Annotated in this window: 14 protein-coding genes; 5 read left to right on the forward strand and 9 right to left on the reverse strand. The window is 66.1% G+C overall.

Features of this window, described 5'->3' with window-relative positions; genetic code table 11:
* Window positions 1-15: 15 nt before the first annotated feature.
* A complete protein-coding gene (locus tag BLT67_RS10540) occupies window positions 16-810 on the reverse strand; it encodes a DUF6270 domain-containing protein (RefSeq protein ID WP_157674324.1) in 795 nt (264 codons plus the stop codon).
* Window positions 811-1,034: 224 nt separating this feature from the next.
* Between BLT67_RS10540 and wecC the strand changes: the two genes are divergently transcribed.
* The 3 genes from wecC (at window position 1,035) to BLT67_RS10555 (ending at window position 6,007) form a co-directional block, all read left to right on the forward strand.
* Complete coding sequence (wecC, locus tag BLT67_RS10545; RefSeq protein ID WP_092666977.1) at window positions 1,035-2,279, forward strand: UDP-N-acetyl-D-mannosamine dehydrogenase; 1,245 nt, start codon at window positions 1,035-1,037, stop codon at window positions 2,277-2,279.
* Entirely contained in the window at window positions 2,276-3,184 is a 909-nt protein-coding gene (locus tag BLT67_RS10550; RefSeq protein WP_157674325.1) for a hypothetical protein, read from the forward strand. Before wecC ends, BLT67_RS10550 begins: the two co-directional genes overlap by 4 nt.
* A 114-nt stretch (window positions 3,185-3,298) precedes the next feature.
* Window positions 3,299-6,007: a polysaccharide pyruvyl transferase family protein gene (locus tag BLT67_RS10555; RefSeq protein WP_092666979.1), complete on the forward strand. Its 2,709-nt coding sequence runs from the start codon at window positions 3,299-3,301 to the stop codon at window positions 6,005-6,007.
* Between the two features lie 22 nt (window positions 6,008-6,029).
* On the opposite strand, the gene BLT67_RS10560 is transcribed toward BLT67_RS10555, so the two are convergent.
* From BLT67_RS10560 to BLT67_RS10575, 4 genes are all read right to left on the reverse strand, one after another.
* On the reverse strand, window positions 6,030-8,486 hold the full coding sequence (locus tag BLT67_RS10560; protein ID WP_157674326.1) for a glycosyltransferase: 2,457 nt from the start codon (window positions 8,484-8,486) through the stop codon (window positions 6,030-6,032).
* Window positions 8,480-9,991, reverse strand: coding sequence for a CgeB family protein (locus BLT67_RS10565; protein WP_157674327.1), 1,512 nt, complete (start codon window positions 9,989-9,991; stop codon window positions 8,480-8,482). Before BLT67_RS10565 ends, BLT67_RS10560 begins: the two co-directional genes overlap by 7 nt.
* A 92-nt stretch (window positions 9,992-10,083) precedes the next feature.
* A complete protein-coding gene (locus BLT67_RS10570; protein ID WP_092666982.1) occupies window positions 10,084-10,878 on the reverse strand; it encodes a hypothetical protein in 795 nt (264 codons plus the stop codon).
* Window positions 10,879-10,959: 81 nt separating this feature from the next.
* The gene (locus tag BLT67_RS10575) at window positions 10,960-12,111 is read right to left on the reverse strand and encodes a DUF6270 domain-containing protein (protein WP_157674328.1); all 1,152 of its coding nucleotides are present in this window, start codon (window positions 12,109-12,111) and stop codon (window positions 10,960-10,962) included.
* A gap of 103 nt (window positions 12,112-12,214) precedes the next feature.
* Here BLT67_RS10575 and BLT67_RS10580 point away from each other — a divergent pair, with 103 nt between their 5' ends.
* Window positions 12,215-13,465 carry a glycosyltransferase family 4 protein gene (locus tag BLT67_RS10580; RefSeq protein WP_092666984.1) on the forward strand — a complete coding sequence of 417 codons (1,251 nt, stop codon included), beginning with the start codon at window positions 12,215-12,217 and terminating at the stop codon, window positions 13,463-13,465.
* 13 nt (window positions 13,466-13,478) lie between these two features.
* Here BLT67_RS10580 and wecB read toward each other — a convergent pair whose 3' ends face one another.
* From wecB to BLT67_RS10600, 4 genes are all read right to left on the reverse strand, one after another.
* Complete coding sequence (gene wecB / locus BLT67_RS10585) at window positions 13,479-14,627, reverse strand: non-hydrolyzing UDP-N-acetylglucosamine 2-epimerase (protein ID WP_092666985.1); 1,149 nt, start codon at window positions 14,625-14,627, stop codon at window positions 13,479-13,481.
* A gap of 28 nt (window positions 14,628-14,655) precedes the next feature.
* On the reverse strand, window positions 14,656-15,423 hold the full coding sequence (locus BLT67_RS10590) for an ABC transporter ATP-binding protein (protein ID WP_231945473.1): 768 nt from the start codon (window positions 15,421-15,423) through the stop codon (window positions 14,656-14,658).
* Window positions 15,424-15,490: 67 nt separating this feature from the next.
* Entirely contained in the window at window positions 15,491-16,453 is a 963-nt protein-coding gene (locus BLT67_RS10595) for an ABC transporter permease (RefSeq protein ID WP_092666987.1), read from the reverse strand.
* Window positions 16,454-16,531: 78 nt separating this feature from the next.
* Entirely contained in the window at window positions 16,532-18,301 is a 1,770-nt protein-coding gene (locus BLT67_RS10600) for a glycosyltransferase (RefSeq protein ID WP_092666988.1), read from the reverse strand.
* Window positions 18,302-18,452: 151 nt separating this feature from the next.
* Between BLT67_RS10600 and BLT67_RS10605 the strand changes: the two genes are divergently transcribed.
* Entirely contained in the window at window positions 18,453-18,785 is a 333-nt protein-coding gene (locus BLT67_RS10605; protein WP_092666989.1) for a histone-like nucleoid-structuring protein Lsr2, read from the forward strand.
* Window positions 18,786-18,831 lie beyond the last annotated feature (46 nt).

Here is an 18,831-nt window from a genome sequence, read left to right on the forward strand (position 1 = left end):
GCATCGGCTCCGGGTTCAGTCGTCGGATGCGTCGGGCTCGGCCGCGGGCCGGAGCCCCGGCACCCCGTGCACCTCGCGCAGCTGCCACAGCACCTCGCGGTAGACCTCGGGCGTGTAGTGGAACGGCGCGAGCCCCCACTTGTGGTCGGGGTCGGCGAGCACGACCTCGACGGGCAGCTCGACCATCTTGTGCCCGGTCTGTCGCAGGTAGTCGTAGTAGCGCCGGTAGTGCTTGTTGGCGTCGCCTGCGCGCACCCCCATGCTCCACGGCGTCGTCTTGCCCTCGGTGGTGCGCAGCGCCCACGGCACCTCGAGCACCACGGTGCGGTCGAAGAGTCCGAGCTCGCGCAGCCGCGCGTCGAACGCGTCGACCTTGGCCTTCCACAGCGCGAAGTGCTCGTCGGTGCCGAAGGGGATGTGCTCGGCCTGCTCGAGCACCGCAGAGACGGTCTCGGCCCGGATGGTGTCGATGCTGCGGGTCGCGATCGTCCCGTCGGGGAAGCGGTGCACGCCGTGGCGCTCATCAGCCAAGTCCCACAGCAGCACGTCGATCTCGTCGGCGAGGCCCTCGAGCCGCGTCAGCAGGTTGCCCGCGAAGTCATTGCGGATCATCCGCTCCTGGAACTTCGACGACAGCCCGAGGGACTCGGGCAGGTGCTTGCTCGCGTCGTCGCCGGCCGAGATGAGCGACTGCCGCGCGACGTAGGCCCGCAGATCGACGCTGTCGGCTTCGGCGAACTCGACGGTGTCGCGGGCCACGCAGCTGCCGAAGACCAGCACGCGCGCGGCGCTGCTGTCGGGTTCAGACACGGGGCTCCTGGGTCGCGCGGACGACGTCGCTCGCCGTCCGATCGCCCTCAAGGATAGCCGCGTTCGAGCAGCGACCCGCCCGTGCGCCGCTCGCGCGACACTCCGCGTTTACCTCAGTCTGACAAGATTGGAAGAACGTATGCCTCTGCTTCGGGCGCGCTGACGCGCCGTTCGCAGCCACGAGGACAGCTGATCTGTGACGACACCGCGTGAGGAAGCGAACCATGAAGACCCTGCAGACCGTCTGCGTCATCGGACTCGGATACATAGGGCTCCCTACGGCGGCGGTGTTCGCACAAGCGGGCAAGACGGTCATCGGCGTCGACGTGAAGCAGTCGACGGTGGATGCAATCAACGCGGGTCGGGTGCCGTTCGTCGAAGAGGGACTCGAGACCGTCGTCGCAGGCGCCGTTGCGCAGGGCAAGTTCCGCGCGCAACTAGAGACGCCCGCGGCCGACGCCTACATCGTGTCGGTGCCCACGCCCTTCACGACCGACCACAAGGCCGACCTCTCCTACATCGAGGCGGCAGCCCGGGCGATCGCGCCGAACCTGACCGGTGGAGAACTCGTCGTCCTCGAGTCGACGTCGCCTCCTGGCGCAACCGAGCAGATGGCGGAGGTCATCCTCGCCGAGCGGCCAGACCTCGTCGCTGAGCCAGGCCGGCCCGACTCCCTGTACTTCTCGCACGCCCCAGAGCGCGTGCTGCCCGGCCGCATCATGATCGAGATGGTCGACAACGCCCGGATCATCGGCGGCACCACGCCCGAGGCGTCGGCGATGACGCGAGAGCTCTACGCGAGCTTCTGCAAGGGCGAGCTGCTCGTCACCGACGCGCGCACCGCCGAGATGGCGAAGCTTACCGAGAATGCGTTCCGCGACGTCAACATCGCGTTCGCCAACGAGCTCTCGATCATCTCCGACCGGCAGGGGATCGATGTCTGGGAGCTGATCGAGCTCGCCAACCACCACCCGCGCGTCAACATCCTGCAGCCCGGCCCCGGCGTCGGAGGCCACTGCATCGCCGTCGACCCGTGGTTCATCGTCTCGGCAGCGCCGGAGGACGCGAAGCTAGTCCGCCTCGCGCGCGAGGTGAACGACGCGAAGCCCGAGTACGTGCTCGAGAAGGTGATGGCGAAGGCCGCGAAGTTCCGCGAGCCGGTCATCGCCGCGCTCGGAATCGCCTTCAAGGCCGACATCGACGACCTGCGCGAGTCGCCGTCGAAGGCGATCGTCGAGCGGCTCTCCGCCGAGATGGAGCACGCACAGGTGCTCGTTGTTGAGCCCAACGTGGTTGAGCTGCCGTCGTCCCTGACCGAGCGCATCAACGTGGAGCTCGCTGAGATGGAGGACGCTATCGAGCGCGCGGACATCGTGCTGGCACTCGTCGACCACCACCAGTTCAAGGAGCTTGACCGAGCCCTGCTGAGCCAGAAGATCGTGGTCGACACGAAGGGTCTCTTCCGTTGACGACTTTCGCTTCCCCTTCCCAACGGCAACGCTTCATCGACCCGGCGTTGCATCGCATTACCGAATACGCGAGTGTTCGCAGTTTCGTACGCTCCTCCGCGGTGCCCCCCGGCTACAACGTCGTCCGGGACGGCGGTCTACCGATCGATCTGCAAGTCAACGATCGCGGGTACGACGTCACCATCGTCTCGCTTCACGGGGCGGTGACCCCGGACTTCCGGTTGCCATACATGGCCGGGCAGGGTGTGACGAAAGACATCCCCGCAAACCGCATCTTCATCAGCGACCCCAGCCTCATGCTCGACCCAGGGCTCAACCTGGCCTGGTTTGCGGGCTCGTCTCGACAACGAGTCCAATCGGCCCTCCAAGCGATTCTCCAGCGCATCATTGACGATCGACCCGAAGTCCGTCGATGGATATTCTTTGGGTCGTCGGGCGGCGGCTTCGCCAGCTTGTTCTTCGCGTCCCGCTTTCCGGGTTCATATGCCGTGGTCTCGAATCCGCAGACGTCGATCGCAAAATACAGCGCTGCAGCGGTAGAAAACTATGCGCGTATCGCTTTCGGTATCGAAGGTGCTAACCCGATCACAAGGATCCCGATAGATGTGATTGACGACCTGGTCAGCGTATACCGCCGACCGGTCGATACGACGGTGCTCTACGCTCAGAACGCCGCTGATCACTTTCATCTGGTTAACCACGCGGCGCCGTTCTTCGAGGCGCTTCATCCCGAGAATCGCGTGTGGTGGTTACGCGGTGAGGACTGGGGTGCTGGCCACACCGCTCCTCCTAAGACGATCTTCGAAGCAATTCTGCGGGCAGCGGTCGACCCGGACGTCATCGGGTCGGCAGAACGGCTGGGCTTCGTGCGCGCCAGCAGCGTCCGAGATCTGGGCATGGCCTAAGAGGCTGGCGTGAACACGGCGCAGCGTGCGACGAGGGCACCTGAGGGGCCACCTCTTGGAGAGAGCGTCGAGCTCCAGCGAGAGCGTCTGCGGGGCAAACAGTATGACCGCCCCATGCCTCTGCGCATCATGCTGGCCGGTGACGATCTCCAGACTTCATCGAGCGTTGCTGCAGCGAACGCCCGTGCGTTGCGGGCGCTGGGACACGCGGTTTTCGAGATCGACTTGCAGCGTCACCATCGCGCAACCCGCAGGTGGCGCGACGATCCTCTGCTGCTCGCCTTCGATCCCAATCCCCTGAGCGCGGCGTTCGACGAGTTCCGGCCTCATCTTCTCGTCGTCGCCTCTGGAAGGGTGGGGCTCACAGAGGAAGTCGCGGGCTGGCTCCGCGAACGAGGGGTTGCATCTGTCGGGCTGCCCGCATCTGCCACGCAGGCATCGATGGTCGCCGATGCTTGGTTTGGGGGCTTCGACCGCTGCCTCGCACCCTCGTCAGCCGTTGCTGCTGCGTGGCTAGAGCGCGGCGCCAACGACACCGACGTGCTGCCGCCGTCAGTCGATCGCGCCTGGGTGCTGCATCGGGTTCAACCTCACCGCGGGAGTCTCCCCGACTTGATCACCTTCCAGGATGCTGATCCGGCAACGCCTGATGTCGCGCGAGCAACGCTGGACTTCGCCGGCCGGTTGGAGGGGCTGAACGTCAGGGTTGTGGGAGAAGCGTGGCCCGTACCGGGCGCTGCCGCGCACTCCATCGACGAGCGCGTGCAACTGGCGCGCGGCGTGGACGCGCACTTAGCGCTGTCCGGAGGGACACCGTCTATTGCGCGTGGCGTCTTCGAATCGATCGCCGCCGGAGCCGTTCTCTTTACCGACCTCGGGTCCGCGGTCGAAGAGTTCTTCGTTCCGGGGACCGAGATCGTCCGCATCGCTGGTCCTGAAGATCTGGTTGCGCGACTTGCCGAGTTGCGCTCTCGACCTAACGCGTTCGAAGAGCTGCGAACGCGCGCGTTCGCCAGCCTCGTCGACCATCATCTGTTGGAGGATCGCTGGCTCGCCATTCTCGAGCGCATGGTGTCCTCGGACACTTGGGCGAGCGCGGATGCCTTCTCGGATGTACTGCGCTCGGTGATCATCTCTGGGTTCTACGGCGCGCGCAATCGAGGCGACGATCTTCTCCTGAATGCAGTGGTTTCAGCATTGCGCGCTGCGGACCCGCGTTTGCTACCAGTGGTGGCCGGCGTCGATGCGCGAGCGATCGAGGAAGACTATGGCTTCCAGTCCTTCGAGCGGGAGGACCTCGTCGCTGCGGAACGCTTCGCCGCAGAGGCGGCCGCGATCGTCCTCGGCCCCGGCGGCCTGTGGCACGACTACTCGATCGCAGACGCGGGCGGGATCGCCGGGATGTTCGGTGGCGCGAGGGTGTCGCCTGCGCACCTCGCCCAGCTCCCGCTCATGGTGCGAGCGTACGGCGGAACGCTTCACGTGATCGGCATGGGCGTGGGGCCGTTGCGCGATCAGGCAGCCAGGGCCGCCGTGCGTCTAGTGGGGTCGCTCGCTGATGCCGTCACGCTGCGGGATGAAGAGTCGCTAGCGTGGCTCGACGGCATCCGGGACGCTTGGTCGGTGGAGCCGCGGGTCGCTCCTGACCCAGTCTTCGCGCTCGAGCTGCCCCCATCGAAGCCGTCGGAGGCGCCAGAGGAGCCCTACATTGTTCTGAATCTGCGGCCTTGGGGCGACGGGTCGGATGTCGATCGGCTGCGCCGCGGCGTTCTTGCAACCGCTGCGCGACTCGGCTTGGCCGTCGTCACTGTGCCGATGGAGCCCATCGACGTGGCGTCGATGACAAGCCGAGACGGCGACCCGGACGTAAAGGTATCCGCCATGCCAGTCGATGCGAGCCTGGCTGAATTGGTTGGCGTGATCGAGGGTGCTCGCGCTGTTGTCTCGATGCGACTGCACGCCTGCCTTCTGGCTCACCGCTTGACGCGGCCGACCATCGGGCTGTCGTACGACAGAAAGGTCAACGCGCACTTCGCGCAACTCGGGCGGGAATCCTGGCTGTTGCCATTGACGGCGAAGGCTGGTGACGTGGGGTCGTTGCTGCGGGCGGCGCTCGTCGATGGCGCCCTGAGTCCCTCCTCGACGGAGGCCATGCGAATGATCGAAACAACCGCTCGCAACGCAATGGCTGAGTTCGCGAACACGCTGGCGAAGTCGGCGGTGCGTGGGGTCCCAGCGCCAGCAATTGGGCACCAGCCCGAGCGTCGCTGGCTCCATGGGCCCCCGATTGACGTGGCCCAGGAGTCACGGATCGACCTCACAGCCGCGCACGTGTATTCCGGCTCTGCGAGTCACCCGGGAGCCGTCGTGCACCACGTGCATGAAGGCCACCCGTCACGTTGCACATTCGGCTTCGCTGCTCGTGCTCCGAAGGCTGGCGACTTCGTCGAATGGGAACTCTGCCTTCCCGCGGCTGCCCGATCAAGCCGCGTCGAAATCGTTATCCGCCAAACCCTGCGCGAGCAGGCCGCTCTCCGCGGCTACATTCACTACAGCGTCCGCGCCGGGGGCGAGGAACTCTTCCGGCAGGATATCGGCGCATGGCGGCCGGAGAACGCGGTTTGGGTAACGTTGCCGGGCGGGATCGAGCCGCGTAATCTCAGCGTCCGGCTGCTCGCTGAGCGCGATTGTCCCGATTGGAATTGGGGCGTTGCATCGAAGATCACGATCGCCCGGGCGCGCGAGCTGCCGTGGGATGGGAATGACCTCTCGTGGGGTGCGTCGAGCCCGTTGGCGGCGTCTGCACGCTCGCATCGGACTTGAATGTGCGGTCCCGAGGCGTTGCTCAAGCGCCGGGTTGGACAATCTCCACGACAGTGACGTCGCTGCCGCTCCTGACGCGGGGCAACTGCGGCGCGTCAGTGGCCGACGACGTGATGCGGATACGGTGGGACTCAGCGACGCTCACGTTTCGAGAACGCCCTGTATAGCGGACCTGGACCTCCACCGAGCGGGGATCAACTGAGTCTCGAATGGCGACAGCAAAGCTAGTACCCGTACCCACGCGTGCGGACCAGACATGCTTACCTTCCGCGCGCACCCTGACCTCGAGTTGCGGCTCGGCGAAGTATCGTTCCCGCGCTGCAATGCGTATCTTCAGCGCGCGCGCATCCCCGGCGAGTGCCCAGAGTGATGTCGTGAGTGCGGAGCCTTGGTCGAGCAGGCCGGTGTTCGATGACAGCTGTGCGTGATCGATGGCTGGCTGGCGCTCAACTCGGTGCAAGAAGTCACGCACTGCGTCTGTACCTACGAAGCGCGAGCGCCACTTGGTCGACGCATCGCGCAGGGTGCGACTCCAGCGCGGTGAGTGAAGCAATCGCCAAGACTTCCTGCCGAGTTCGCCGGGGTCGCCGATTAGCACCGACGTGTCCGCCAGGTGGGGATATTCGGTCAGGTCGTTGAGGCGAGGGAGAAACACATGCTCAGCGGCGAACCACGCATGGTGGAAGAGGCTGTCGAACACGGGCTTGCTGCGTGTCCCAGCAGGGCTAATGAAAGCAGTCTCGGACGTAACCGCCCTGGCGAGTTCGGCTAGCGGGAGCTCTCGCAGCGATTCCCATGACTCGAGCGCAATGCCCGCGTCCGCGAGGTCCACCGAGAAGCCCGGCGACATTGCTTCCTCCACGTTGGCGCTCGCGCTAAGGCGCAACGACGCCCGCGCTGCAGGGCGCTGCTTGGCGACGGCTTCGACAAACGTGGGTGCGATCACGTGCGGAAGGCTGATCGCGCGTTCAAAGCCGGCGTCCCGAAAGCGGGACAGCGTGAGCGGGTCGGAGAAAGCGAGCACGTCGAAGTTCCGGGTCATTGCGGCGCTAGCCCGATTGACCTCGAACTGGCCGTCCAGCACTAGCACGCTCGTCGACCGGACATCGCTTAGCTGGCGTGAGTACTGACCCGAAAGCTTCAGCCTGTTGGAGCAGACCAGGACGATCGCATCGCTCGCATCACGGGCACTGACGACGGTGTCGAGGGCTCGGTGCTCATCTGTGGCGGTTACGATCGTGACGGCGCGGCCCAGCGCTTTCAGCGAATCGACGAGCACGGCGGCGCGGTCGGTGGGCTGGGGCGGTCTATCAGTGACCACGACAACGCGACGTTCACTCGGTGCGGACGGCGCGTGGATATACGACGCATCCTCGTGTCGCTCCGGATCGGCCGTCGGCGCGAGGCCGGACCGCTCGCCATCGAAGCGAGTGAACCAGCGCGCACGCTCCGCCGCGTCAAGGTCCTGCCACGAATCGTCGTCGGAAAGGAACGCCTCGAGCGCTTGAGCGCGCGCGTCTGCAGAGAAGTGCCGGCGGAAGCGTCGGGTGACGCGGTCGCTGAGCTCACGGAGCTCGGGCTCACTCCAGGAATGTCCGCGGACCACGTCGATCGCGGCCTCAACATCTTCGACGACAAGCATCTCTGGATACGTCTCGAAGGCGGGAGCCGAAGGAATGATGGATACAGTAGGAATACCCATAGCCATGTACTGGACAACTCTGCTGGGGTATTCGAAGAAGCCCAGGCGATCTAGGCCGGGGAACCACGTCTCGAGGCCCTGGTGGTCCTTGAAGAACTGTGGAATGTTGATTGCCCAGGTAGTACGAGCGCCGGCTACGACAACTTCCGCATCGCTATCGAGGTAGCCCGCGGCTCGCTTCCAATAATCCGATCCGGTCTTCCCATGAATTCGAATGTCGTCACCGAACCGCGCCAGGTCAAAGTACCGGCGCCTCCGGACGGCGTCCTGCACATTCCCGAGAAACATTGCTCGGGACTCTTCCGCCTCTGATCGCCATACGCGAGGGAAAGCCTCGTGGTCTGTCCAGAACGGAAAGTTGACCCCGGTGGGGCGGCCGAAGAAGCGCTCGTAGAAGCCGAGGACTGCTTCGTTGCCGCAATGCAGCACGCGGTCATACTGCTCGACTATCGGGCCGTACGAGAGGTCGAACAGCACGGGGTCGTCCGAGAACCACGCGACAGTTTTGATGCCGCGATCCCTGAGTCTCGCCAGAAGGTGGGGCGGCAAGGACGCGGGCCTGAACACGAAGACCCACTCGGGCGCGAAAGCGATGGTTTCCGATACCGCGCGCTCGAGGTTGAGTCGCTCAGCCACAGGGTGGGGAAAGCGGAAGCCATGACCGATCTTGCCCGTTGCGAACACCTCGTGCCCCCGGCGAACGAGTGCGCGCTCCAATGAAGAATGGAGGTGGGTCTCGAGGATCCCGTCGAAGAGAGCGATTCGCATGGTCAGCACGTCCAATCTGACGGCGCGGAGTCGCCCGACCGACGCAAGTTGAACGGATCCGCGACGTAGCTGGGTATGGGGAAAACCGCGCTTGAATCGTGCGCTGGGTCTTGCTGATGCTGTAGCAACATTGTCGCGGCCGCGCCGCGCGCGATCCAAGCACCGGAATCGGTGCCTGGATCAAGACGCTCCTCCCGATCGCTGGTGCCGACGTCGGTCCAACGCGCTTTGGAAACGACGTCGCCAACGGGAAAGCGATCAAGCATCAAGAATAGGTCAAGCAGGTAGTCGGGACCGTAGTCCGTGCCGCCGCTCATCGCGGCGAGCGCGTCCGGGGCGAGAGTTGGAGCAAGCGGCTCCGTATCAAGCACGCGGACCCTAAGTCCAGTCCGCGCTGTGATCTCGGACGCAGAGGATGTCGTCGCGGTACCGCGTGCCAGAAGGACTTCCAGCACGACGGGCAACCGCTCGGTGATGCTCTGGCGCTTCACCGCGTCGAGAAGCGCGCCCAACTGCTCCTCCTTCGCATCGAGAAACACTCGCAGGAGACTTGGCTGCCGGTCCTGAGGTTGGCCGACTAGCGAAGCGATTTGCATCACTCGGTCCTGGTACAAGTGCTCAGCAGCCGTCCGGCGCCAAGCTCGCTGTCCGATTGCACGTCGGTAGACATCGTCTCGAAGCACCAAGGACATCGCGTCGGCCGCCTCGTCTTGGCTGGTCACGGTCAGTACTTCGCCGTCAGGGTACGTGCGCCGAATCGCGGGGGAATCCGCAGAGATGACGACCGTCTTGCAGGCGGATAGTTCAAAGATGCGGCGCGCGCACATTGTAGCGGATTGCGGCACTGAGTTGACGTTGAGGAAAATCTTGTGACGCTTATACTCGTGCACCATTTCGTCGTATGGTAGCGAGCCCACCACATTGTCTGAATACGCGACAGGGAATTGATATTCCGACGCCCCCTGCAGCATGCGGGAGTAGATCGTGAGCCCTGCCTCTTTCGCTGGCGGAAAGAGCATGTCCATTTGCTGCTGCCGCTCCGGGTACTTGTGCTGGAAGTACTGTCCGGCGAAGCAGACGGCGCCCTGCCGAAAAGAGTCGGTGCGGAACGGATTATGAATGAGCGGCGATGCCGCGAACTGCATGACGCCGACGCTGTCGCGCCCGGCCTCCGCGCGGTAGCGCGGGACCATGTCGCCCTCCGTGGTCAGCACGTGGTCAAACATGCTGGCGAGGGGAAGGAAATCCTCGAAGTGAGGGGGATCTTCCTTGTTCCAGAAGACGGTCGGAATGCCTCGTTGATTGCATGCGTCCAATAATTGCCGGATCGCCTTCTTCGGACCCGTCGACGACGTCAATTGGTAGCGCCAGGCCTTTTGATTGCCACTCCAGGCCGACTCGACGAAGAGGAGGTCGGGCTTGATCAGATCGAGGTCCGTGGCGACGTTCTGGGGCGTAATAGGCCACAAGTTCATTGACCCGTCGAAACACTGGGCCGAGAACGCGTCGAGCACGGAGACGGCATCGAGAGCGCCTGTGTGTCGCGGTGGCACTGGGTCGGGTCCAGTCGCCAGTGCTGTGAGTGTGCTCGGCATGTTTGCCTCTCTCAACTTTCAGAGCCATCTGCAGAGTCCGGCGCGAGCGCCAGGAGATGGAAGCCCGCAGACAAGCGCTCCACGCCGAGGGGGCGGTCCAGCAGCGTGGCGAGCCGACGCAATACCGCAGTTGCGGGCCACTTAGAGCTGTGCAACGCCATGATGACCGTGTCGAGCTGCCACCGAAGCGCTCGTCGGAGCCACACGAGATCTCCCTCCTCGGCTGCGCCAACGCTGTCCAGGTCTAGGAGAACATGGGTGAAGTACGCGTGCGGGAGCGCGGCCACTTGTGGTGTGCCCCATCGCGCGACTCTGAGTTCGATCGCGGTATCGATGACTCGCAGCTGCTTCGCGCCACTCGAACTCGTCAGAACAGCGACGCGCGCTCTTGCGCCAGCATGCTGGATTGCAGTCGCGACGATCTCCGCGAATGGTTCCTCGGCACTCGGGTCTTCGCGCCGCACCGTGGTCACCGACTTGAGTTCCTGGCGCAGGACGGAGGAAGCGCTGGCTGGGATCGCGGATATATCGTCGCGCAGTGCCAGCGAACTGTCTGCTGATTCTTCTCGATTTCTCTCAAGCGCCGTCAGAATCTGCCGGTCGCGTTCGTAAACGGCAGCGATCGATCGTCGCGAAGTAGCCAAGGAGTCGCGCACGGTGCGCATCTCCCGAACGAGGTAGACGCCGGCGAGTGCTGCTGCGCCAACCAGCGAGGCGAGCGCTGGCCCCACCCAGGACAGTGCCGCGAGAATCGCGGTCACTGCCGCGAGGACGCTGGCCGCTACGAGCAGTAGTTGCTTCGCCATGCTCGATAGCCTCCGCCTCTAGATACCTCGTCCGCATCGGTAGGCGCCCGTACCAGTGCTGGTTCGAGCGCCCAGTAGAGCCTACAGGTCTGACATGGCGAGGGCCTCGGGCGCTCGCCGCAGCGTGAGGAGTTTCCAGGAGTCCGAAGACTTCACTTCGATCGAGCTGATGACGCGCTCCGCCGAGGCCGACTGATCGTTCCAGTTCCTCGGCCGCAGAAGTACGGAACGAACGTCCGCGGAGGCCGCAAGGGGCAGGAGGTCGATGGCGGCGGGGCCCGTCGTCGACGGGACGTAGCAATACGCGCTGCCCACGTGCCGTGAGAATGGCCACGACAGAGTGCTGGGAGAGAGCACATCTCCAGCGGCGTCGAGCGCATGTGCCTCGACCAAGAACCCGCTCGGAGAGGTCGCTTGCGACGCGTGGACGCGCAATTCAAGGGAGCCATTGAGCGGTGGGACGCTCCAGTAGGTCGGCAGGTGCCCAGATGAGGGCCATCGGTTCTCATCCGCGACTCGGCGGATCGCTTCGGCGATCAGCGCCTCAGTGCGGTCGTCGTAATGGTACGGGGCGACTCCCCAGCGATGCCGTCTGCCGGCGCGAACCTCAGAGATGGGAAGCGCGACGGTGACGATCCCCAACTCCTCACCGATGAACTTGACGTAGCGTTCGAAGCGCTCCCCGTAGCCGTCATTGAACCGCGGTGAGACTGAACTCACCTTGGTGCCGTCCTCGAAGCGGTCTGCCATGGCGGGCAGTATCGCTATGGTGCGATCGAACAGCTCCTTTGCGCGCAGCAGCGCGACGAAGCGTTCCGCGCCGCGCCTCCATAGTTCGAAGTGTTCCTCTGTATCGAACGCAACGACAGGCAGCTCGGGCAACGCGTCGACCGCGCCCGTCTGGTGAAGCTCCCAGTTGTTCGTGAAGTAGTGGCCATCCGGTGACCGCACGACGCCGTTTCGCTCGTCGACGATGTCCCACAGGACCAAGTCGACCACGTCAGCTCGATGCGAGACCTGGTCGAACAGGTCGCCCTGGTGATCGCTCTGCATGCTGCGGCGTTGGAAACTCGAAGGGATCCGTTCGGCGTGCAGTGGCGATGCGGCGACCGGCGAACCCGCGCTGATCAGCGACTGACGAGCGATATACGACTCGACCGAGAAGTCGGCAGCCACGTGGGAGAGCGCATCGCGCGAGACGCAGCTTCCGACGATCATCGCTGCTCTCGGCATGCTCGATACGATAGCAACGTATCGCCCTAGTGTGCCGCGGCTGCCGGCTCATCCTGGTCGACCCAGAACCACGAGCAGTTCGCTGCCCGAACACCCGAGAGCCATGCGAATCCTCCTCGTTACTCACTACTTCGAACCCGAGAACGGTGCGCCGCAGCGTCGTTGGGCTGCGTTAATCAGCCGATTCGTCGCCGAAGGTCATGTCGTCGAAGTCCTTGCGCCGCCGCCGCACTACCCTCGTGGCCACCTTGCTTGGAAACACAGGGAGTATCGTCCTGGAACTCTTCACAAGTCGGAGTCGGGCGCGACCGTGCGGCGGGTCTCCTATGCGCCGCATCGAGGAGACATCTTCACGCGCAGCCTCGACCACGCCGTCACGGCAGTCTCGACGTACTGGCGCGGGCGTCGCATGCTTGCAAGGGCAACTGGACCTGACGTCGTCGTCGCGAGCGCTCCGGCAATGGAGTCGCTGCTCGCAGGGCGGGCGCTAGCCAAGCACTTCGACATCCCATTGGTTGCCGAGATGCGCGACGCCTGGCCAGACCTCGTCGCTCATACCCCGGGCCTGGGGTCGCCCGGTTCCCTGACATCGGCGCTGAAGCGCCGAGTGCACACGTTCGTCACTCGGATGCAACGTCGCGCGGATGCAGTCGTCACGACTACCGATACGTTCGCTTCGGTGTTGCGGGCGAGGGGCATCGAACGGGTGACTGTCATCCGAAACGGCACAGACGCGAGGCGCTATCGGTCGATCGAGGTTGCCGACAGCAGGAGCGAGTCGGCGTTGCGAGCGCTCTACATCGGCACCATTGGGCGCAGTCAAGGCCTGGAGAGTGTGATCGCAGCGGCGGCAAGGCTGCGCGCGCTCTCGATACCCATCGAGGTCCGTCTGGTCGGGCAGGGCGCGGATGTTGGCAGGCTCCGTCGCATGAATCAGCGGCTCGGCAGCCCGGTCTCGATCGTCGGTCAGGTCGACGGGAGCCAAGTGATCGACCACTACCGCTGGGCGGACACCACGATCGTCTCGTTGCGCGATTGGGAACCATTCAGCTGGACCGTCCCATCGAAGTTGTACGAGCTGCTGGCTGCAGGGAAGCACGTCACCGGGCTGATCGCGGGCGAAGCCGCAGCAATCCTGAGCGAGGCTGGTGCTGGCGACCTCGTGGCGCCGGGCGACGTAGGCGGGTTGGTCGCGCTTTGGACGGACTTGCAGCGGGATCGTTCTAAGCTTCTCATCGGGAGCGGCGGCCGCGCGTGGGTGGAAGAACACGCCTCGTATGACCACATCGCGCAGGCCTACCTGCAATTGCTCGACTCGGTATCCTCTCGATTTGGGGCGTCGAAGCGCGCTTAGCGCAGACCCTCACCTACGGGCTGAACTCGGGTTCGCGCTCGCCGACGCCGAGCAGCTCTGCGATCGCGGCTACGGTGCGCACCGATGCTCTGCCGTCACCGTACGGATTCACCGCATTCGCCATCGCGCGGTACGCGTTGTGATCGGTCAGCAGCTGATCGGCCTCGAACTCGATGCGCTCCCGGTTGGTGCCGACGAGGCGCACTGTGCCAGCGTCGACTGCCTCAGGACGCTCGGTGTTGTCTCGCATGACGAGCACGGGCTTGCCCAACGCCGGTGCCTCCTCCTGGACACCACCGGAGTCCGTGAGGACGATCGTCGCAGCGTTCATGACCTTCGTGAACTCGGCATAGCCCATCGGCTCTGTGACGATCACGTTCACGAGGCCCTCGAGCTCGGGCAGCACCGACTCGCGGACCGCCGGATTGCGGTGGATCGGCAGCACGATCACGTGGTCCGAGTGCTTCTTGGCGATCGAGGCGAGCGCCTTGCCGATCGCCTTCATGCTGCCACCGAGGTTCTCCCTGCGGTGCGTGGTCGCCAGGATGAGCGGGCGGCCTGCGGCAATGGCCGCGGCAACGCGCTCGTCGCCCGGCACAGTGTCCCAAGAGGAAGCCTCGAGCAGAGCGTCGATGACCGTGTTGCCGGTGACGACGATCGTCTCCGGATCGAAGGACTCGCGGTGAAGGTTGTCGCGGGAGCCACCCGTGGGAGCGAGATGCAGTTTGGCGACCTGACCGATGAGACGGCGATTGGCCTCTTCGGGGAAGGGGGAGTCGATGTCACCGGTGCGCAGGCCAGCCTCGAGGTGCACGACCGTTACCTGTCGGTTGAACGCGGCGATCGCGGCCGCCATGGCCGTGGAAGTGTCGCCTTGCACGACGACCACGTCGGGCTGCTCCTCGGCGATGACCGCGTCGACGCCGGCGATCGCACGGGAGACGATGCCGTTGAGCGACTGTCCGGGCTTCATGAGGTCGAGATCATGGCGAGGCTCGATGCCGAACATCCTGTTGACCTGGTCGAGCATCTCGCGGTGCTGACCGGTGACGACGGGGATGGCCTCGAACCGGTCGTCGTTCTGGAGCGCCTCGATGACGGTGGCGACCTTGATGGCCTCCGGGCGCGTGCCGTACACGACCATGATCTTGTGCTGCTGCATGAAGGGCTCCGTAGCGTATGGGTGCTGGTTACTGAGAGATGGAGGGAGGATGCGATGCGGTCGCGCTGAGCAGCGCGTTCTTCGCCGCTTCCTCCTTGCCGAGGGCGATGCTGTGGGCGTAGTAGCGATACATGTTCGCGACCTCGTCGGCGGGGCCGTCGGCGATCAATGTGCCGGCGTCGAGCCAGATGGCGCGGGTGCACATGTCTTCGATGGTCTTCGCGGCATGGCTGACGAGGAACACGGTGCCCGCGCGGGTGATGAGGCCCTGCATGGCCTCCTTGGCGCGCTCGGCGAAGGACGCGTCGCCCGTGGAGAGGGCCTCGTCGATCATGAGGATCTCGGGGTCTGCCGCCGCCGAGATCGCGAAGCGCAGCCTCGCGCCCATACCAGACGAATACGTCTTCATGGGCTGCTTGATGGCGTCGCCGATGCCCGCCAGCAGCTCGATGCGCTCCTTGGCGAAGTAGGCATCCTCGGGGTTCATGCCCATGGCCAACGTGCCGAGCCAGATGTTCTCCTCGCCTGAGAGTTCGGGCACGAGCGCGGCGCTGACGCCGAGGAGCTGCGGCTGGGCAGAGGCGACGACGGTGCCTGCGGTGGCAGGCTGCAGACCCGCGAGCACCCGGAGGAGCGAGCTCTTGCCCGACCCGTTGAGGCCCACGATGCCGACCATCTCGCCCTCGCGGGCGGCCATGGTGATGCCGCGCAGCACCGGACCGGTGACCGACCTCTTGCCGCCACGACGCCACCAAGCACCGCCGCTCGAACGGCTCACCGTGTAGCGCAGTCGCACGTTCTCGGCGGCGATGGTGACCTTCGGCTCGCCGCTCAGGCGCCAGCCGGCCTGGAGGTCCCGCAGGTCACTCACGCCCATAGCGCTCCTCGTTCCACCAGAACAGGGTGAAGCCGACGACGAGCCCGCCGATCGCCCAGGCGGCGAGCTGCAGCCAGTTCTCGAACGGGGGCACCGCGCCGCTGATGAGCGTCATCCGGTACATGTCGAGCGCCACGTAGATCGGGTTGAGCTGGATGATCGCGAGGATGGCGGGGTGATCGACGAAGCGCTCGATCGGGAAGATGACCGCAGAGCCGTACATGAGCAGCCTCGACACGAAGCTCATGGCCTGCGCCAGATCAGGCATCAGCGCGCCGAGCCAGCCGAAGAAGAACACGAAGCCGAGGCTCATCGCGACCTGGAGGGCCAGGATGATCGGGAAGAGCGACCACGCCACGTTGGGCGCCTCGTGCGGAGGGATCGCCACGATCAGCACGATCATGATGAGGATCGCCGGGGCGGAGCTCATGAGATCTCGCAGCACCATCGAGATGCCGAGCGAGGCGCGTGGAAATGCGAACGCCCGGATCATCGCCTTCGAGTTCTTGACGAGGCTGACGCCCCCGGTGATCGCGCGCGAGGAGATCTGGAACATGAAGACGCCGATGAGGATGAACGCGGTGTAGTTCTCCATGCCTTGCGAGATGTTCAGGATGACCCCGAAGATCACCCAGTAGAAGGCGGCGTCAAGCAGGGGCCGCAGGATGTACCAAGCCATGCCGAGACGCTCGTTGGAGTAGCGCGTGAGCGCCTCGCCGCGCGCGCCCGCCCAGATGAAGTGCCGGCGGTCGAACAGCTCGGTGAAGTACTCCCGAAGCGGGGGCCGGGTGCCGACGCGGCGCAGATGAGACAGGTCGCCGTAGCGGGTCTGCAGCTCGCGCCGGAGCGGCGCGGAGAGCGCGGACGCGCCGGCCTTGCGCGTGGACCATGCCCGCCGCCACTGCGTCCGGAGTCCCTTCGACTCAGCGCGTGGCGGCGTGGAGGTCATCAGGTTGTGAGCAATCTCTTCGGTGCAAGGTTTCGGGCGCGCGAGAACGGCGCCAGATCCTATTGTCCCACACTCGGGTTACTCGCAGATTGCGCGAAGGTGACTAGCGTAGGTGCGGGCGATCGCCGACCAGGTGAGACGGGCGGCGCGCTGCCGACCGAGGGCCGCGGCGTCGACGCGAAGCGCGGGTCGCGAGGCGAGCTGCGCGATGCGCTGCGCGAGAGCCTCGGCGTCGTCCGGCGCGACCAGCGCCCCCGAGCGAGCGAGCTCCGGCCCTGCCGTCTCGGCAAGCGGTGGCAGGTCGCTCGCGAGCAGCGGCCGGCCGCTCGCCATCGCCTCGACGGGCTTCAGCGGCGCCACCGTGCGCGTCACCTCGCTGTCGCGGCGCGGCACGACGAAGACGTCGAGGGCGTCGCGGTAGGCGACGACGCGCTCACGCGGGACCCGTCCCGTGAACACCGCCGCCGCATCCAGCCCCGCCTCGCGTGCGCGGCGCTCGAGCCCGGCGCGCGCCGCGCCGTCGCCGACCAGCAGCATCCGCACGTCGTGGCCGTCGGCGCGCGCGAGCGCCACGGCGTCGATCAGCACGTCGAAGCCCTCGTAGTCGACGAGCGACGAGGTGGAGCCGACCCAGAAGCCCTCGCGCGGCAGGCCGAGCGCCTCGCGAGCGTCGGCTGCCGGCGGCACGTCGCGCTCGAGCAGCGCCTCGTCGATGCCGTTGGGCACGAGGTGGATGCGCTCAGCCGGCACCCCGCGCGCGGCGAGGTCGTCGCGCATGCTACCCGCGAGCGTGAAGACGACGCCCGCTGCCGATGCGAGCTCAGCCTCGCGCTCCCGGGTGAGGCGGAAGCGCTCGCTCGCGAGCGCACGTGCGCGGGCTTCGTCGCTGCCGAGGCCCGCGACCCAGGTCTGCTCGAGCATGCCGCGCACCTCGTACGCCCACGGCAGCCCGAGCGCCTCCGCCACCTCGCGCACCACGATCGCGTTCGGGTAGTGCGTGGTGGTCTGGAGCACCGCGGGCCGCACCTCGGCTGCGAGCGCCGCCAGCGCATCCGCCTGCTGCGCGAGGCGGCCGTCGGGCGTCGGCGCGAGGCGGGCGGGCAGCGCGCGGTGGTAATCGATGCCGTCGACGGTGTCGAGCGCCGCGGCGCGGAGGCCGCCGACCACCACGGGGTAGCCGACCCGCGTGATCGCCGTCGGGGCGAGGCCGGCGCCGCGCTGCGCCTGCAGCACCGCGTGCGAGCGCACCGTATAGCCCGATTGGGTGTGGGGGAGCGAGTTGGTGAGCAGGTGCAGCACGCCGTCGCGGTCGCCCGCGAGGGCCGGGCCGCGGTGCGTCCAGCGCAGCCTCGTGCCGGGCGTCATGAGCGCGAGCTCGGCCCGTAGCGCCCGGTGCAGGCGCGAGCGCGGTGCGTGCTGCGCGAGCAGGGCGATCGCGGCCGACGCCTCGCCGAGCTGCCAGTGGGCGCGAGCGCGCGTGAGGGGGTGGATGCTCGGGTCGTCGGCGACGAGCTCGGGGCGGCCGGCCGCTTGCGCGATCTCGGCCCCGAGGCGGCTGAGCGAGCCGCTGGCCGTCACGCCGTCGAGCGTCGCCCGTGTCGCGGCGACGTCGCCCTCGAGCCAGCGCTCGACGAGCTCGCGGTCGGCGCCGCGCGCGGCGCGGGCAAGTGCGAGGAGGCCGCCCCGGGCGGCGGGGAACCGGCGGCCGAGCTGGATGCCGAAGGTCAGCGGGTCGTCGACGATCGAGCGCAGCGCCGTCGACGAGGCCATCGAGGCGTTGGAGGCGAGCCGACGGATGCGGGCGGTTGCCCCGGCGCGCGCGCGGGAGGCGGGCGCGGCGGAAGGCATGCCCCGATTGTTCCATCTCGTGGCGCATGAGCGCGCGTGGGGGACAACTGGCGAGCATTCTGCTGTGCAAATGGCCAATCATGGGCCGACGCTCAGGCATTCTCGACATTCGAGGAGATTGGGCACCGAATTGTGCGCTATCTTCTCCGCCATGGCAAAGAAGACGTTCGTTCAATTGGTCGACGACCTGACCGGCGACAGCATCGAAGAGGGCCGCGGTCGTACCGTGCGGTTCGCCTTCGATGGCGCCGAGTACGAGATCGACCTCGGCAACGAGCAGATCGAGGAGTTCTCGAACGTGCTCGAGCGCTATGTGCGCGCCTCTCGCCGTGTCTCCGGGCGTCGCAAGGCGGGCGGTTCGACCGCTCGTTCCGGCGGATCTGAGACGGCGGCGATCCGCGAGTGGGCGGAGTCGCAGGGGCTGAAGGTCGCGACCCGCGGCCGCATTCCCGCCGACATCGTGGAGCGATACCACAACCGCTGACCCAAGCAGTACGCGAAGAGCGCCGACCCGAATGGGCGGCGCTCTT

The organism is Agrococcus carbonis (genome assembly GCF_900104705.1).
In the GTDB taxonomy this organism is placed as follows: Bacteria; Actinomycetota; Actinomycetes; order Actinomycetales; family Microbacteriaceae; genus Agrococcus; species Agrococcus carbonis.

Excerpts from the sequence above, each read along its gene's own strand:
- BLT67_RS10570 (WP_092666982.1), bottom strand. The coding sequence starts at position 10,878 with ATGGCGAAGCAACTACTGCTCGTAGCGGCCAGCGTCCTCGCGGCAGTG.
- BLT67_RS10595 (WP_092666987.1), bottom strand. The coding sequence starts at position 16,453 with ATGACCTCCACGCCGCCACGCGCTGAGTCGAAGGGACTCCGGACGCAG.
- BLT67_RS10580 (WP_092666984.1), top strand. The coding sequence starts at position 12,215 with ATGCGAATCCTCCTCGTTACTCACTACTTCGAACCCGAGAACGGTGCG.
- wecC (WP_092666977.1), top strand. The coding sequence starts at position 1,035 with ATGAAGACCCTGCAGACCGTCTGCGTCATCGGACTCGGATACATAGGG.
- BLT67_RS10555 (WP_092666979.1), top strand. The coding sequence starts at position 3,299 with ATGCCTCTGCGCATCATGCTGGCCGGTGACGATCTCCAGACTTCATCG.
- BLT67_RS10575 (WP_157674328.1), bottom strand. The coding sequence starts at position 12,111 with ATGCCGAGAGCAGCGATGATCGTCGGAAGCTGCGTCTCGCGCGATGCG.
- BLT67_RS10605 (WP_092666989.1), top strand. The coding sequence starts at position 18,453 with ATGGCAAAGAAGACGTTCGTTCAATTGGTCGACGACCTGACCGGCGAC.
- BLT67_RS10600 (WP_092666988.1), bottom strand. The coding sequence starts at position 18,301 with ATGCCTTCCGCCGCGCCCGCCTCCCGCGCGCGCGCCGGGGCAACCGCC.
- wecB (WP_092666985.1), bottom strand. The coding sequence starts at position 14,627 with ATGCAGCAGCACAAGATCATGGTCGTGTACGGCACGCGCCCGGAGGCC.